Origin of the sequence: Lacticaseibacillus yichunensis, from assembly GCF_003946405.1 — a bacterium.
GTDB lineage: Bacteria > Bacillota > Bacilli > Lactobacillales > Lactobacillaceae > Lacticaseibacillus > Lacticaseibacillus yichunensis.
Genome location: NZ_RHOG01000001.1, coordinates 1 through 16294 on the forward strand (window position 1 = coordinate 1; position 16294 = coordinate 16294).

10 protein-coding genes and 1 pseudogene are annotated in these 16294 nt (G+C 51.6%); 1 reads left to right on the plus strand and 10 read right to left on the minus strand.

Annotated features, from left to right (window positions below; all coding sequences use genetic code 11):
• Positions 1-201: 201 nt before the first annotated feature.
• The 5 genes from EKM95_RS00005 to guaA all read right to left on the minus strand — a co-directional run bounded on the left by EKM95_RS00005 (position 202) and on the right by guaA (position 8917).
• A complete protein-coding gene (locus EKM95_RS00005; protein WP_125695781.1) occupies positions 202-1413 on the minus strand; it encodes a GIY-YIG nuclease family protein in 1212 nt (403 codons plus the stop codon).
• Positions 1406-3358, minus strand: a complete 1953-nt coding sequence (locus tag EKM95_RS00010) for a DEAD/DEAH box helicase (protein ID WP_125695782.1) — start codon at positions 3356-3358, stop codon at positions 1406-1408. Before EKM95_RS00010 ends, EKM95_RS00005 begins: the two co-directional genes overlap by 8 nt.
• The gene (locus EKM95_RS00015) at positions 3351-6044 is read right to left on the minus strand and encodes a DNA methyltransferase (protein ID WP_125695783.1); all 2694 of its coding nucleotides are present in this window, start codon (positions 6042-6044) and stop codon (positions 3351-3353) included. The genes EKM95_RS00010 and EKM95_RS00015 overlap by 8 nt, the downstream gene beginning before the upstream one ends.
• 227 nt (positions 6045-6271) lie before the next feature.
• Positions 6272-7057: a hypothetical protein gene (locus EKM95_RS00020; RefSeq protein ID WP_125695784.1), complete on the minus strand. Its 786-nt coding sequence runs from the start codon at positions 7055-7057 to the stop codon at positions 6272-6274.
• Positions 7058-7366: 309 nt separating this feature from the next.
• On the minus strand, positions 7367-8917 hold the full coding sequence (gene guaA / locus EKM95_RS00025; RefSeq protein ID WP_125695785.1) for a glutamine-hydrolyzing GMP synthase: 1551 nt from the start codon (positions 8915-8917) through the stop codon (positions 7367-7369).
• Positions 8918-9082: 165 nt separating this feature from the next.
• Between guaA and EKM95_RS11570 the strand changes: the two genes are divergently transcribed.
• Positions 9083-9241, plus strand: coding sequence for a hypothetical protein (locus EKM95_RS11570; RefSeq protein WP_164510017.1), 159 nt, complete (start codon positions 9083-9085; stop codon positions 9239-9241).
• Between the two features lie 51 nt (positions 9242-9292).
• Here EKM95_RS11570 and coaA read toward each other — a convergent pair whose 3' ends face one another.
• The 5 genes and pseudogenes from coaA to EKM95_RS00050 all read right to left on the minus strand — a co-directional run bounded on the left by coaA (position 9293) and on the right by EKM95_RS00050 (position 16075).
• Positions 9293-10219 carry a type I pantothenate kinase gene (coaA, locus tag EKM95_RS00030; RefSeq protein WP_125695786.1) on the minus strand — a complete coding sequence of 309 codons (927 nt, stop codon included), beginning with the start codon at positions 10217-10219 and terminating at the stop codon, positions 9293-9295.
• A 198-nt stretch (positions 10220-10417) separates the two neighbouring features.
• Positions 10418-10591, minus strand: coding sequence for a FeoB-associated Cys-rich membrane protein (locus EKM95_RS00035; protein WP_125695787.1), 174 nt, complete (start codon positions 10589-10591; stop codon positions 10418-10420).
• A 158-nt stretch (positions 10592-10749) separates the two neighbouring features.
• A pseudogene (gene feoB, locus EKM95_RS00040) lies at positions 10750-12697 on the minus strand (ferrous iron transport protein B); the annotation flags it as partial.
• 7 nt (positions 12698-12704) lie between these two features.
• Positions 12705-13190 carry a FeoA family protein gene (locus tag EKM95_RS00045; RefSeq protein ID WP_125695788.1) on the minus strand — a complete coding sequence of 162 codons (486 nt, stop codon included), beginning with the start codon at positions 13188-13190 and terminating at the stop codon, positions 12705-12707.
• A 275-nt stretch (positions 13191-13465) separates the two neighbouring features.
• On the minus strand, positions 13466-16075 hold the full coding sequence (locus tag EKM95_RS00050) for an Ig-like domain-containing protein (RefSeq protein ID WP_125695789.1): 2610 nt from the start codon (positions 16073-16075) through the stop codon (positions 13466-13468).
• Between the last annotated feature and the right edge of the window lie 219 nt (positions 16076-16294).

Genomic DNA, 16294 nt, shown 5'->3' on the forward strand with positions numbered 1-16294 from the left:
TACCAACGCATGGCTTAACAACCTAGACCACTATCAAGGATTCGTTATCATCGTTGCACTTGACTTGAAAATTGAGGTTTAATTTTTTCTTTCCTTCATAAACTTCAAAAATATCCTCATTTATATTCATTTTAGCAAAATACATTTTTCCCATAATTATTCCTCTATCAATTCCAATTCGCCGAAGCTAATAGCTCCTCCTTAAGAGAATTCAGCTTTCAACTGGGTAACAATGCTCTGAGCAATGCTCTGAATAGAATCAATATCCACAGCAAACCACTCACGCGGCTTAACAATTCGCCCGTTAGCTGCGGTAATATCTACATCCAACTGATATTCTGCTAATGCATGATGCAGTGCAGTTTCCAGCGCTTCGGCTTTCAAGTTTACCACTTTAATTTCGCCGACAAGTCGTACTGGACCATATAGATAAGTTGACTCATTCTCAGCGTTGGCAATTCTTGTCTGTACGGATCCGGTTGTAAACCCAACCTTGTATAGCGGATGCTCAGCTTGTATTCGCTTAATCTGAGGGTTGTCGCTCAAAGATTCCAGTATATATATGAACCCCGTCACGTGGTCGTCACTTGTCAGCTCAATCCCATGCTCAACTTCCGTAACAATCCTACCTTGACGCCCATACAGAGATGAAGCAAGCCCATTTCGAGTCGGGTTGTTTTCAGTCCCGTTATCGTAGATTACATGCATCCTTGCGTCGGTTTTCCGATTGCTATTGTCATTAAGCTCAACTTCTTCGCCAATCTCATCAATATACAGTAACTGTCCCTTAAGAACGTAGAAGTGCTTGCCCAGCAACTCATAATTTTTGAATGGGCGAAGCTGCCGCTGACCAGAGGCAATTTCAGCCTGAACCTTGTGGAACATAGCCTCGTACTGACTGAATTCCTTCATCTGCTTACGCTGAGAAATCACTTCCGGACGGTTTTCTTGCTCACGCTGAATTTCATTGAGCTTCTTGGTATCGAACAACTTACTACCGGCAGCTTGCTGATCACTTTTCTTAAACAGAATGGAATCATCGCTAAGAATATCGTCCAGTGATGCAAAATCCTGCTTTTCGTTTTTCACAATTTCATTCAACGCCGGACCGTCTTCATGAACAGTTAGTAACCCCGCTTTATCATACGGCATCAACAAATCCCGGCGGTCTGGATCTTCACGGATACCTTTTAATCGACTTGCCAACTTGCGCTGTTTCATCTGTGACGGATCTCGCAGCTTCTGTGGCTCGTTACCGTCATGAGCAATCACCCAGTCGGTTATCTCCTGAAATCCTTCTAGCGTGGGGTCATAGCTTACAGGAGCATGTTTGGGTTTGCTAGCGAGCAAAGACGTTGCGTCCGGATCACTAAAAATGTCATCCAGCGACCGAATCAAGTTTTGATTATCCATTCTGCTGCCTCCGTGCCTGCATATCCCTTAATTTAGCAAGCGCATACGCCATCTTCACTTCAAGCTCATCGCGACTTCCTTTATCCGGTTCCCGACCGTTATCAGCGATGAATTGCTTAGTCTGATTGTACAGGTAGACGAGTTCAGCTTCATCAAAATCAAACTTTTTTGCGTCAATAGAACGCTGAATTGTCCGCAAGACGTCACTGTCAATATTTTGTGACAGCACCTCATATGCCCGTTGGAACGGATTAATAGAATCAATTAAGTTGATATCCAGCTCATCGACGTTGATGAACTTATCAGCCATTCGTAAGAACTCGTTGGTATTACCGTGCTTATCCGTAGTTTGATCTACGACAGCATGTCGAAGCACAGTGTCTGCTACCGCGTACTGACGAACTTCTTCGACTTCCTCATTATTTAGACCTGGGTAGCGGGTCATAATGACTTTAGGAATCAGTACCTTGTTCATCGTCTCAGCGTCCACATTAGCCGCAATACCATTCTTCACCGCGTTATCTTGCAGTATGGCCGCCTTCAGGTCAGGCATGTCATTCTCAATGATGCTACGAACAGCCTTAGTCGACGGGTCTTTCAGACCGCGGACAAAGATATCACCACCATTGCCTGAATACTTGTCGGTCTTATGCTTGCGTGCTTTCAGGTGAATCTCCGGAGCCAGTACTTGTTCCATCAACAATGAGGCAGTAATCGCCTTGAGAATCGAGTTGACCGCATACTGTACATCACCGTCTTTAGCATCCGGCTGTTCAATCATATTCGTAAACTGAGCATGCGTCTTATTGGAGCTATCACGCGTAACTCGGCCAATGATCTGCACAATTTCCGTTAACGAACGTCGATAGCCAATGGTCAGCGCCTGTTCAGCCCATGGCCAGTCAAAGCCTTCTTTGGCCATTCCTAGCGCAATCAGAATGTCCAACTGATCAGCCTGCTTCATCTTACGTAAGTATTCTTGAACCTTGTCGCGGCCTTCCTCATTGACTAGGTCAGCAACCTTCAATAAACGTCCATCCACATGGCTCTTAAGCGTGTATATCCCCGTCTCATCATCCTGCGATTCAACCGTTCCAATGGTGTCAAATATAGCATCAACCTCATTGTATTTGTCCTTGGTTGATTCACTTGAATTAACACTAGGAATGTGAATGATGGTCTTCTTAGACACGTCTACCGCTTTATCCAAAGCCGTAAGGTATGAGCCTTGATAGAACTTGTAATCAATACCAAAAGACTTCAGATACTTGTAGCCATCCAGTTGTTCGTAATAGGTATAATTGACCTTATCAAACTGCTGCTCATCTTCCGGCGTTAGGATTGGCGACGAATCGCCACGGAAATAAGACCCCGTCATTGCTAGTATATGTGCCGTTGAGTTGTGCATAATGTTCTTCAGCGCACCACCAAGGACAGAGCTGTCTTCAGAAGAAACGTGGTGAAACTCATCAATCGCCAACATTACGTTGTCGAACTTGTGATCATCATCGACTTTCTCATACGCAAAACGCAGCGTGGCGTGTGTACAAATGAGAATGGTAGCCGTATCGTCATTCATGAAATCAATGAATTTCTGAACTTTGCCCGCATCTCCACCATTTAGAGTAAGATCATACTGCGAATCTACTGACCAATCTTCATAGAAACCAAACTTAGCTAACTCGGTGTGTTGGAAAGACTTCCCAATCGAGCGTTCGGGAACGGCAACAATAACCTTTCGGACACCTTGATTAGCCAACTTATCCAGCGCAACAAACATCAAAGCCCGTGACTTACCAGAAGCTGGTGGCGCCTTAACCAAAATGTACTGTGAACTGCGATGTTGATAGACACGTGCCTGCATCTCACGCATGCCTAAATCATCAGTATTCGTACTTTTCGCTGTCTGATGATATGAGATGTTAATAGTGTTTTTTTCACTCATTGCTGATGCCTCCTTGTTCTTCCTTGTACAGGGACATTAATAACTCAAATCGACTGTTATTGTCCGGAAAATTATTACTGCGATATGCACGATCCACAGCCTTATCTAGCGCTTGATGTGCGTCTCGCAACCTTAAGTTCATCGGTTTCGCATTCGTCTTTGCACAGGGAGTTCCATACATATCTGCTAAACTCCCCCCCAATTCTTCTCTAATATCAAGAATCCGCAAAGCGTATTCTTCTAGCTCTGCCTTCTTCCTCTCAGTCAATACCGGAAACGGGAAGGCGTTATAGCAGATACCGGAGGAGTACGAATACCGTGTCTCTAATTTTCCACCCACGCGGTCAACCCAAACCAGATGCATTCTTGACTGTAAGATAGCAAAGAGCCATAGAGAAGCATCAAAAACACCATAAACTCGGTTGTTTAATATTGTATCCTCATTTGACAGGTATCCCATTGGAATGTATTCCCTGTTCTCGGAAGAAACCGCGGGAACGACTACTACATACCCGTGCAAGCTCTGCTTCTTATAATAGGGAGCTATCTGTTTGAACATATAAGGTTTGCTTGCCCATTGTTTTGTTGACGGGGTTCCACTTTTTAATCTTGCTGAACGAACGATATCAAGTCTGCTCTGAACCAGTGGATTGTTGGAGAGTGCCTTTACGTCATGCTCACTTAGCCACAAGACATATCTTCGCTTCCCTTTTACCAGTTCATCGCTACCAACATACCTGCGCAGATACCTCTTTAGTTCAGGATACTTGCTTATGGCTTCATTATATTCCTCATCATTAAAGATCAGTCCGCCGCCATCCGTCGGCTTGTTACCAAATTGCATTTCAGGGCGTGGAGAAAGCGGCAGTGAAAGATCCTCTACAACGTCATCGCTACCTTCAATTAGATATGGCGAAATATGATTCACACACTTAAACCCTTGGTCGCCATACAGATGACATTGAATCTTATCATTCTTATTTTGAAGTCCAACAATTGCAACAGTAACTCCAGCATTTCCTTTTGCGTTATTTTTCCACTTGAACGATTGATAAGCAAAATGAATCTGTAACTTTTCCAGTATATGAGGCCATAAAATAGCCACCTGTTCGCCCTCAAAAATTGAATTCGTCGTAACAAATGCAATTTTAGCTCTCTTACCCAGAATATATCTAAATCCAAGTTCTAACCAACCGGCGATGTAGTCAAGATAGCCACTACCAGAAATGCCTGTAAAGATTTTTCTAATCATTTTTTTTTGGTTTGTCGTTTGTTTTGAGTGTCCAACATACGGAGGATTTCCGAAAACATACGCCTCGGTATTTAAATCAACTTGCATAATAGAGTTCCAATCAACACTCAACGAATCAGCTTGAAGAATCGCCCCCGCATGCTGAAGAGGCAACGTCGGTCGTACAGCATCACTTATTTGCCTATGCAGCTTTACGTTCATCTGATGCTCAGCAATCCACAACGACAATCGCGTTACATCACATGCAAAGTCGTCAATTTCAATTCCATAGAACTGATCCAGCGTAACCGATGGAACATACATAGTTGAGACACCAATATTGTTAAGCTCAATCAGAATATCAATTTCAAGCTGCCGCAATTCCTTGTAAGTAATAATCAGAAAGTTACCAGAACCGCAGGCTGGATCCATAAACTTGATTCTGCCAATGCGATCATACAATTGCTGTAACTTATCTTCATTATCCTTAGCGGCTTCAAAGTCTTCACGCAATCCATCTAAAAACAGAGGCTTGATAACCTTCATGATGTTCGGCACAGAAGTATAATGCATGCCAAGATGGCTGCGACTATCTTCACTGGCAACTGCCTGAATCATCGAACCAAGTATATCTGGGTTAATCTGATCCCATTTGAGCAGCTCCCCAGCTTCAATAATAAGCTTCCGAGACTTGGCACTAAAGTGTAAGGACTCATGCTGGTCTTTGAACAAGTCGCCGTCAACGTAAGGAAAGTCATTCAACCAGCTAGGGGTATCGACTGGCCGCTGCGCCTTCTCAAAATCCAGCACGCCAAAGAGACTACCGATGAATTGGTCAAAATTGCTACCGTCATCAGCAGTCATCTGCTTAACCCGATTAGTGAACAAGTCATGTTCAAAAATATTGGTATCTTCGGCAAACAGGCAGAAAAGAATACGAATCAGAAATAGGTTCAATCCTTTGCGTGTTGCATCCGGGTTATCTTTAACCACGACATCGTATAGCTTTGCAAACCGTTCAGCCGCCCGAACATCAGCAGGATTTTCCTTCTCGAAATCAGCCTTTTCAATGCCGTTCCATGCTAGAAAGAAGTCGAAATACTGTGGCAACTTCGCGAATTCGATATCGAGCGTCTCGTTAGTCTTTGTATCCTTGGCTAGCAAGTGCTGGTAATCCGTAACCAGAAGATAACGCGGCTTGGAACCAAGTTCGTCAACTCGTTCTTGCAGGTCAGCATAGTCTTGCATTAAATCGCCAGTGCCCTCTCTGAAGTACAACTTATTTTTCAGATAGACCGCACCCGCTTCTTTCGCTAGGTTGTTCATTCCTTTGCGTAACTTGGTAACAGTTGCTCTAGGAATGTCGTAAACGCCCAGAAAATCATAAATAAACTCGGAATGATCCGGTTTGCTTACGATTTCTTGAATTTGATCTTCGTACTCGGTGATTGCCATTTTGCTCCCCCTACATGGTGTTCTTAGGCTAATTATCTAATAGAATATAGCAAGCTACAAGAAGGTATTAAATAATGTATAGCGCTTTCTCAGATGATTACAAAAATCTCCGCCAGCTCGGCCGAATAGGCCACATTGACGGGAATTCTCACGGTAATTTTAATATTTCAATTTAATATACAAATGAGCTAGATTGCTATAATCTAATTCCTTTTACTAAATCGCGCCTACTTGTTTGAAGAGTTTTTGACATCTTCAAGGATAACGTTTTGTGCCTGTTTGATTTGGTCAGGAGTTGCCGTGAGCGTGGTTTCAAAAGTTTTAATCAATCGGTTACCCATCGGTCTAAAAGTAATCAAGGTCAGACCACCAGAGACAACGCCACCGATAACAGGGAGTGACTTTGAAATCACAGCAGAGGTTGATTTTTTGGTTACGGAGACACCAATGTATCCGGCAATCTTCTTCAATAGCGGATACCATGTTGTGCGAGTGACCGCGGTTGCCATGAACTTCTTGCTTAGTGTATTACTCAGTCCCTTAGAGATAAACATCAATGCGGAATTTGCTGAAGCAACGCCCAGCATTACGCCGAGATAGATCATGACATCCCGCTCGCCGTCTTCAGACAATGTTCCCTCTTCGGTGAAGAGATTTTCTTGACCGTAAATATAAGCAACCTTTTGGGCCATACGTAAGGCAAAACCATAGTATTGTACAAGGTCAGCTGTACCGGTTCCAGCAGCGACGGCGATATTTGAGGGCAATCCCGCGGCAAATGAAATTGCCGAGGTCTTCTCGGTATCGTGCATGACGACGCGACGGGCAACCTTAGTCAGCTGTTCCAATGTGTAGACGGCTTGCGGGCCATCTTTGAGAATCGACATCAATTCAACTTCTGTGGCACGCGGAAATAATTTGGTTAAGAATGTGCGCCGATCAACGCGAACGACTGGTAGCGCTAGGGCCTTGGAAATTATGTCAGGAAGCATATGTTCAGTTTGGTCAGACATGGTGAACTCCTTAAGAAAAAATGAATGATTAGATACATGATTTCGCATTATTGGCAGCATAGTACGAAACCGAGTTGTTAGCAAGCACCGCTCCCAGATCACTGATATTAGTGGCTCTAACAACGGTAAGGAACATAAGCACAGACTGACGAACTAACCTAAAAATCCCCGCCAACTTAGCCCTCAATTCGGCCCAAACTTGGCGGGGATTTTGGCGGGGAACGTAACAAATCCCCCGCCAATCGTATCCTTTGTATCTTCCGAAAATGCCGTTAAATCAACATTCCGGGTTCAATTTACATGTACCTTTTATTCCCACTCTACAGTTGCCGGCGGCTTGCTCGTGATATCGTACACGACGCGGTTGACATGCGCCACTTCGTTGACAATGCGAGCCGAGATCTTCTGCAAGACGTTCCAGTCGATGCGGGCAAAGTCGGCAGTCATGCCGTCGATCGAGGTGATTGCACGAACCGCGATGGTGTAATCGTAGGTCCGGCCATCACCCATGACGCCGACGGAGCGGAAGCCTGGCAAAACCGTGAAGTACTGCCAGATTTCTTCCTGAAGGCCGGCTTTTGCGATCTCGTCACGCAGGACCCAATCGGAATCGCGGACAATCTCGAGTTTTTCGCGGGTCACTTCGCCGAGAACGCGGATGCCGAGGCCTGGGCCTGGGAATGGCTGACGCCAAACGAGGTCATGCGGCAGGCCCAAGCGTTCGCCGAGCTCACGTGCTTCATCCTTGAAGAGCTTGTTGAGCGGTTCGATGAGCTTGAACTGGAGGTCTTTTGGCAGGCCGCCGACGTTATGATGGGACTTGATCGTCTGGGCGGTGTCGGTGCCGGATTCCACGACGTCGGTGTAGAGTGTGCCTTGCGCGAGGTATTCGATGCCGTGCAGCTTGCGAGCTTCGTCGTTGAAGACTTCGATGAAGTCGCGGCCGATGATCTTGCGCTTTTGCTCAGGATCCGTGACGCCGGCGAGGTCGCCGAGGAAACGGTCCGCGGCGTCGACCTTGATGATCTTCACGCCGAGGCGGCCGTTGAGGCTCTCCATGACCTGGTCCGCTTCGTTTTTGCGCAGCAGGCCGTGATCCACGAAGATGCAGGTCAGCTGGTCGCCGATTGCCTTATTGAGCAGCGCCGCAACAACGGAGCTGTCCACGCCGCCGGAAAGGCCAAGTAAGACTTGCTTGTCGCCGACTTCTTCGCGAATGGAGTCGATCTGGTCGTCGATGAAGTCGCCCATGTTCCAGTTCGCGGTTGCGCCGCAAACATCGAAGGCAAAATGGTGCAGGATCTCGTGGCCATACTGGGTGTTTTGGACCTCAGCGTGGAACTGGATGCCGTAGAATTTGCGTTCGTCGTCGTCCATCGCAGAGATTGGGCAATTTTTCGAGGTTGCGGTGACGCGGAAGCCGGCTGGCGCCTTTTGCACGAGGTCGCCGTGGCTCATCCAAACGGTCTGGGTGGCTGGCAGGTCCTTGAAGACAGCGGCGGTCGGATCCGTCACCGTGATCTCGGTCTTGCCGTATTCACGGTTGCTGGCGGGCTCAACATCCCCGCCGAGGCGCTGGGCCATCAGCTGCATGCCGTAGCACACACCCAAGATCGGAATGCCGAGTTCGAAGAGCTCATCGTCAACGCCAAGCGCGCCTTTGTCATACACCGAATTGGGACCACCAGAGAAGATGATGCCCTTTGGCGCGATCTTGCGCACTTCATCTGCCGTGATCGTGTGCGGCTTGAGCTCGGAATAAATGCCGAACTCGCGAATGCGCCGCGTGATCAATTGATTGTACTGACTGCCATAATCGAGGACGATGATCTTATCGTAATCCTGGGTCTGGTTTGCCACGTTTGCCCACACTCCCTTATTTAAGTTGCTCCTACTATACGGAAAATTCGCCGGCCGGTCAATTCAAGATGAGAAAAAACTCATTCATTGGATTTTCCCCAAGTTTCCAGCCGCGCCAAGACGCCAGCTCCTGTTTCTGGGAAAATGCGTCCTGGAGGAATCACCATGACGATGACATTTTTCACCTTGAGTTTGGCCCTCCTGCTGCTGGCCGCGCTCACATGGGGGCGCGGCCACCATCGGCAGGCGGCGATGCTCTGCGGCTTCGGCGTCTTACTTGCGATCGCCCCGCTGTTTATTTTCTTTTTCCTGACAGGCTGCTAATTGAACGTCTCTCTGACCGGTTGCTAACTGAACGACTTGACTGACTGGCTGCTAGTTGAACTTGCGCAGCGCCACTTCATCGATCAAATGGTCGTGCGTCTTATGTAAAATGACGTCGGCCCGATTTTTCGTCGGCAGGATGAACTCGTTGAGGTTCTTCAAGTTCACATCCCGCCACACGTCCTTGGCCATCTGGAACGCCTCGTTGCGGTCGCCGATCGCGTATTGGTAATAATAGTTAGTCGGGTCGGTGAACGCCGTGTCCAGCAACATGCCGAACCGCTCGAGGTACCACTGTTCGATCAGCGCGGGATCGGCGTCAACATAAATGGAAAAATCAAAATAATCGCTGATGTAGATCGGCTGTTTGCTCGGCAGCTGCAGGACGTTGATGCCTTCGACAATCAGGATGTCGGGGTGATCGAGCACCTCTTCCTCATCGGGCACAATGTCATAGATCTGATGCGAATATTTCGGCGCGCGAATGACGCCGGAATTATTTTTCACATTATTCAGAAAATGAATCAGCAGATCCATGTTGTAGCTTTCGGGGAAGCCTTTACGGTCCAGAATGCCGCGGCGCTCGAGCTCGGCGTTTGAATACAAAAAGCCGTCCGTGGTGATCATCTGCACCGAACGGTCGGGATACGCCCGCGAAAGCAGCAGCTGCAGCAGGCGCGCCGTGGTGCTTTTTCCGACGGCCACACTGCCGGCGATGCCGATGATGAACGGGTGCGGGTGGTGCGGGATGCCGATGAATTGGCTGAGCGTGTATTCGTCCTGCTGATAGTCGCGGTACCGGATATGAATCAGGTGACGCAGCGGTGAGTAGATCTTTTTCACGTCGTCCATCGAGATCATATCGTTCAAGGAACGCAGCTGAGTCAGCTCAGCGTCTGAGACCGAGGCAAAATTGTGGGCATGAAATGTCGCCCATTCGTCGCGGCTGAATTTGTAGTAGTTCATTTCCGATCGCATAATATCCTCAACAAGTTAGTGGTTGTGGCGACTGGGACAAAACAGGGTCTTGGCCCAGTTCCTAGATAGCGCATGACTGTTATCGCAGTGACGTGGGCAAACTGTCCGGGTCCGAGCAGCTAGGGCCTCCAACAACAGGTCCCAAAAACGGCTCTGTTGTTGGAGAGACCCAAGCCCGCCAGTTGGTCCACTTCTTCTTTACGCCTTTTTTTGACTGTTTTGCTTCATCATTTGGGCTTGGTCGAACAAGGGGCACCCGGCGTCGGCACATTTGCTGCAGCCGGCTGCTTTTTTCTTCTTATTAAAAAACTGATTGTACCCCACGACGCCGATCAATGCGATCAACAATGCTGCAATAATGAACGTTGCCATCATTGGCCTCCCCGTTCACGCAAGGGCCGCGTCTGCTTGCGACTGCTTGATGAACAATCCAAAAATAATGATTCCAGCAAAAACTGCGGCGAGCCCGGCCCCTGCCAGGGTGGCGGTGCCGGCAACGAGTTGGCCGCTTTGGAACACGATGGTCGCGACCATGTAGGCCACGGCCGTTTGGTAGCCGACCGCGCGCCAGGTCCAGCGCGCCTCACCGAATTCTTTATACATCGTGCCGATCGCCGCAAAGCACGGCGCGCACAGTAGGTTGAAAACTAAAAACGCGTAACCGGCCATGGGCACATAGGCGCCGCGAAGCAAGTCCCCGAAGTTGCCGGGGCCAAATGCGATGCGCAGGGTCCCCACACAATTTTCCTTGGCGATCAGGCCGGCCAAGGTGGCAACGGTCGCCCGCCAGTCGCCAAAGCCCAGCGGCGCAAACAGCGGAGCGAGCACCAGGCCGATGTCGCGCAGCAGGCTCTGATTTTGCGAGACCATCTGCAGGCGCCAGTTGAAGTTTGCGAGGAACCACAGCGCAACGCATGACAGGAAGATGATAGTGCCGGCTTTATGGACGAAGCCGGCCGCCCGCTGCCAGACGCTTTGCGCGAGGTTTTGCAGCTTCGGTAAGTGATACGCCGGCAATTCCATCACGAAGGGCGCCGGTGGCCCGGCAAACAGCGCCGTTTTTTTCAAAAAGACACCGGAGCCGATGACGGCTAGGATCGAGATGAAATACGCGCTGGGGGCGACCCAGGACTGGGCCGGGAAAAAGGTGCCGGCGACCATCGCGATGATGGTCAGCTTGGCGGAACAGGGCATGAATGTCGTCAGCATGATGCTCATTCGGCGATCCTTGTCGCTTTCGATGGTGCGGGTGGCCATGATGCCCGGCACGCCGCAGCCTGTCGCGATCAGCATCGGAATGAACGATTTGCCGGAGAGGTTGAAGCGGTGGAAAATGCGGTCCATCACAAACGCGATGCGCGCCATGTAGCCGCAATCTTCCAGGATGCCCAAACACAGGAACAGCATCATGATCTGGGGCAAAAAGCCAAGCACGGCGCCCATGCCAGCGATAATGCCATCGACCAGCAGGCTCTGCAGCCATGGCGCGACTTGCCAGCTCGTCAAAAGATGCGTCGCGGCGCCTGGCAGCCACTGGCCGAAGACGGTGTCGTTGAGCCAATCGGAGCCGAGCGTGCCGACTGTTTGAATCGAGAGATAATACACGGCCCACATGACCGCCGCAAAGATCGGCAGCGCGAGCCAGCGGTTGGTGACGATGGGGTCGATCTTGTCGGACACGGATTCGACGAAATCCTGTTCATCGACCACGGCCATCGCGATGATGCGCGCGATGAAGTCGTAACGGGCGTTGACGATGATGCTGGCGCTGTCGTCGCCGAACAGTTTTTCCGCCGTGGCGATCGTCGCGGCGATCTCTTGGTGTTGGGTCGGCGTGAGCGTTGTGGCCGCAACCACCGCCTCGTCCTTGGCGAAAAGCCTGATTGCGAGCCATCGCCGCTGGTCAGCAGGGGTCTCCGGCAGTTGGTCGGCGATCATGCTGAGGGCGGATTCGAGGCGCGGGTCGTATTCGGGATACGGATAGTTGCCGCTGGTCGGCGTCTGACACGAGGCAATCAGGTCGTCGAGGTGGTCGCGTTTCAGCGCTGAGATCGGGATGACTGGCACCTGAAGCGCATAACTCAACTTTTTCACATTGATCTGGCGCCCGCTTTTCGCCAGCACGTCCATCATGTTCAAGGCCACCACAAGCGGGCGCCCCGCCTCCATCACCTGAAGCGTTAGGTAGAGGTTTCGCTCGAGGTTCGTGGCATCCACCACGTTGATCACACGCTCAGGCTTTTCATCAAGCAAAAAGTCGCGGGTGATGATCTCCTCGCTGCTGTACGGCGACAGCGAATAGGTGCCTGGGAGGTCCTGAACGATCGTCGCGTCGGCATTTTTCAAGCGGCCGGCCTTGCGCGTCACCGTGACGCCGGGCCAGTTGCCCACTTTCTGGCGCGCGCCGGTCAGGGCGTTGAACAGCGTCGTTTTGCCTGAGTTGGGGTTGCCGACTAGGGCATAGGTAGTGGCGGTCATCGTCATGTCAGTCATGCGCGTCCACCTCCGCCACCAGCACCGAGGCCGCGTCGGCTTTGCGCAAGCTGAGTTTGTACCCGCGCACGACCAGCTCGAGCGGATCGCCGAGCGGGGCCACCTGATGCACCGTGACCATCGTGCCACGCGTCAGGCCCATGTCCATCAGCCGTTGCCGCAACGCCGGCGTGCCGGTGAGCTTGGCAACGATCGCCGAGCGGTGCACGCCAACGCCAGCCAGCGGCACCGCGTCGTCGAGCTGCGCAGCGGTCAACGGAGCGACTTGAATGTTGGCCGCAATGTCGTTTGAGATCGCCAATCGCTGGCCTTGGAAAAACACGAGCATGCCGGTTGGGCCATCCGCGGTCTGGATCACGGTGATGCGTTTGCCCACCAACAGGCCCATTTCCGCAAGATGCCGCACCAGCGCCGGCCGCCCGGTCACGCCCAAAATAATGAAGGCGCCTGGCCGCGGCACATCTGTCAGTGTTTGCATGAGGCGCCTCCTTTCGTGTGTTTCTTCTCAAATCATTGTAGCGTTTTCTTTCTATCTTGTGGGGCCTTTCGCGAAAATTGTCACAAATAACCAGCGAAATAAATACAGTCAAACGCTACATTGGAAAAACTATTCATAAGCGTTTTCGGCCTGGCCTTGGTGTGCGTTGATGACACAGATTGGGTCTTGTGATTCAGGTTGGCTGAAGATAGAAAAAACCACCCGCGATCGTGTCCGCCGGTGGCTTGAATATCGTGCATTCAATTTGTGGTGGTTCAGTTTTCACGTTTGCGCCGACCGACATACAACCCACCGAGCAGCAGCAAGCCCAAGATCACGACGAAGCCATCGTTGGCCTCGCCTGTTTGCGGCAAGGAGGCCTCTTCAGTGGCAGTTGGCGCCGGCGACTTTGCGTTGGCCGGTTTGGTCGTCGCGCTGGTCGTGGTCGTCTGCGCTTGGGTGCGGTTGGTGAGCGGCGTCGTGACCGGCGCGCCTGTCCCAGTATCGGTCACGACTGGCCCGGGTTCAGGCTGCGCAGGCGTGGTTGGATCTGTTGGGTCTGTTGGGTCTGTTGGATCGGTCGATTCTGTTGGATCTGTTGGATTGGTTGGGCCTGTTGGATCTGTCGGCCCCGTTGGATCGGTCGAATCTGTGGGATTGGTCGGATCGGTTGGCGTGGTCGGTGCCACCAAGGTCACGACAAACCCCTGCACCGTTGCCGGATCGTAATCATAGGTGCCGCCATCCGCGGTGCCATCGAACAAAACGGCATAGGCAGGCGCATTTTCAGCTAAGAAGGCTGCGGTCGAAAAGACGATCGAATCCCCTGCGATACCGGTCAGTGTCTGGGAAAACGCCTCGCGCCCGTCGATCACATAGGAGACACGCGCCGTTTGTGTGGTGCCGAGATTATTGTAGTAATCATCCGGCGCCACGCTGACCGGATCAGGTGTCGCGGATCGTTCCTGCGCCACGATGACCAGCTGCCCGTTTTCGATGGTGATGAGGTAATTCGGCGTGTCGCCTTGAACGACGCCGGACAGCTCGTAGGTGCCGGCTAACTCGCCCGCTTCACGGGTCATGTTGATCACCAGCGTGGCCGAGGCTGTCGCGGCCGGGTCAGAAGCGGCGCCAGGTTCACTCACCGTCAGATTGCCGGTATCGTTGCCAAGCAGGCCGGCGATCGTAAAATTGATCGTCGGGTCGGCTTCTCCGGCCAATTTTTCGGCAGCGCCAAACGCAACCGTGATCTGGCGCGGCAAAACAGTGAGGGACGCGGTGCCAAAAGAGGCGTCGGTCAATGTGGCGTCCGCCGCCATCCGCGCCGCCTTGTATGCGTCCGAAAAGCCAACGGTGTAGGTCCCAGCTTGCAGGTACCCGCCGTTTGAATAGACCGCCTTTTCGATCACGAGGTCTTGGTTGGCAAGCGTCAACGCCTGGCCATTGTCATACACCGCGATGTTATAACTATTTTTTTGCGTCTGGTTGTATTGGCCATAGATCACTGTTTTGTCCAGAATTGCCAGCCGCTTGGTCAGCGTGATGCCGAGACTCGGCGAAACAGAGGTGCTGGTCCCATCGGCGGTCGTCTGCGACACGAAGAGTTTCAAGTCGCTGGTGGCGCCGGTGATCGTCGCGCTGTACGTGCCATCCCCCGCCACCAGCGCCGTCGCGAGGGTCGTGCCAGCGTCATCGCGAATGGCCACGGTCGCCCCGGCCAACCCCGTTCCGGAAACGACCATGACGCCATTGTTGATCACGGCAGTCGTGGTCGGCGCGGCGACTGAGGAAGCCAGCGACACCGCCACGCTTTGGCCCATGGCGCCGTTGACTGTTTGGAAAATAAAATAGGGACTGCCGGCAGCGGCCTGCGTTGTCGTCAGGGTGAAACTGCCGCTGGCGTCTGCGAGGACATGGGTGACGGTCCCATCGCTGGCATAAGCGCTCACGATGGCGTTTGGCGAAGCGATCCCTGTGAGGGTCCCCACCTCGTCGCTCACGGTCGCACTCGTCACGGCCACATTCGGCACATTTTTCAGCGGAATCGTGACGGGAACCTTGTTGCTTTCGGCCAGCGTGCCACTCTGCTGGGTCAAATAGATCTGCGTGCCCGGGGTGTAAGCCGCCGCGTCGACTGTCACAGCCCACTTCCCGCTGGCGTCAACGGTCGTGCTCGTGATCACCTCGCCCGCCGCATTATAAAAGCGGATGATTGCGCCGGCGGTCCCACTTCCGGAGAGCGAAACGGTGCCCGTGGTCAGCGAGGTCAGATCGATCGTCGACTTGGATTGTTGCGGCACCTGGGTGGTCCACTGGCCGTCGCTCGTCTGCGTGCCATTCACATTGGTGCCCAGCAAGGCGCCAGTCAGCGCGTCAGTCTTCACTGGCGCCTCAGCAGAGGTCATTGTGACGACTGGGGTGGCCGTGGCTTGAAGCGTTGCGGTTGACGCGGCTTGGGTCGCAGAGGCAGCTGGTGAGGTCGCCTCGGTCGAGGCATCATTGGTTGGCGCTTCGCCAGCCTCCGAAGTGGTCGTCGGCGTTGTTTCAGTTGCGTTTTCGGTTCCGGCTTCGGTTTCTGTCGAAGTGCCAGTTGAGGTTTCAGTCGAAGTGTCTGTCGAAGTGTCTGTCGAAGTGTCTGTCGAAGTTTCCGTTGAAGCTTCACTCGTGGTTTCGGCTGTCGTTTCCCCACTCGTCTCACTGCTTGGTGTGGCTTCCGCCGCCTCCGCAACGGCCGGGGCTTCAGTGGCAGCCTCCACCGGTGTGCCTGACCCGATGGCAATGCCGCCAAGGGTCAACGCGGTGACAAGCACCGCGACCCAGCCTTTGCCACGTTTATACAGACGATAATGTTCTTTGCGCGTGATCTGATGATTATTTTTTGCCATCTTGGTCAAACCTCCATATGATCGATTTTGCGAGCGTGCGGCCACAAGCCGGGTGTTTCTCGCCTACAATTCAATTATACGGGGGCTTTCTGGCCGCGGATGCCAGTTTTAACTAAAATAATTTCTCTAATTGAATTTACAAATAACTGTGAATGGGTTTTCACGCCCACACACACGACGATTGGAAAAATAATCTTCCGTTTTGGCTTTGATCAGAAT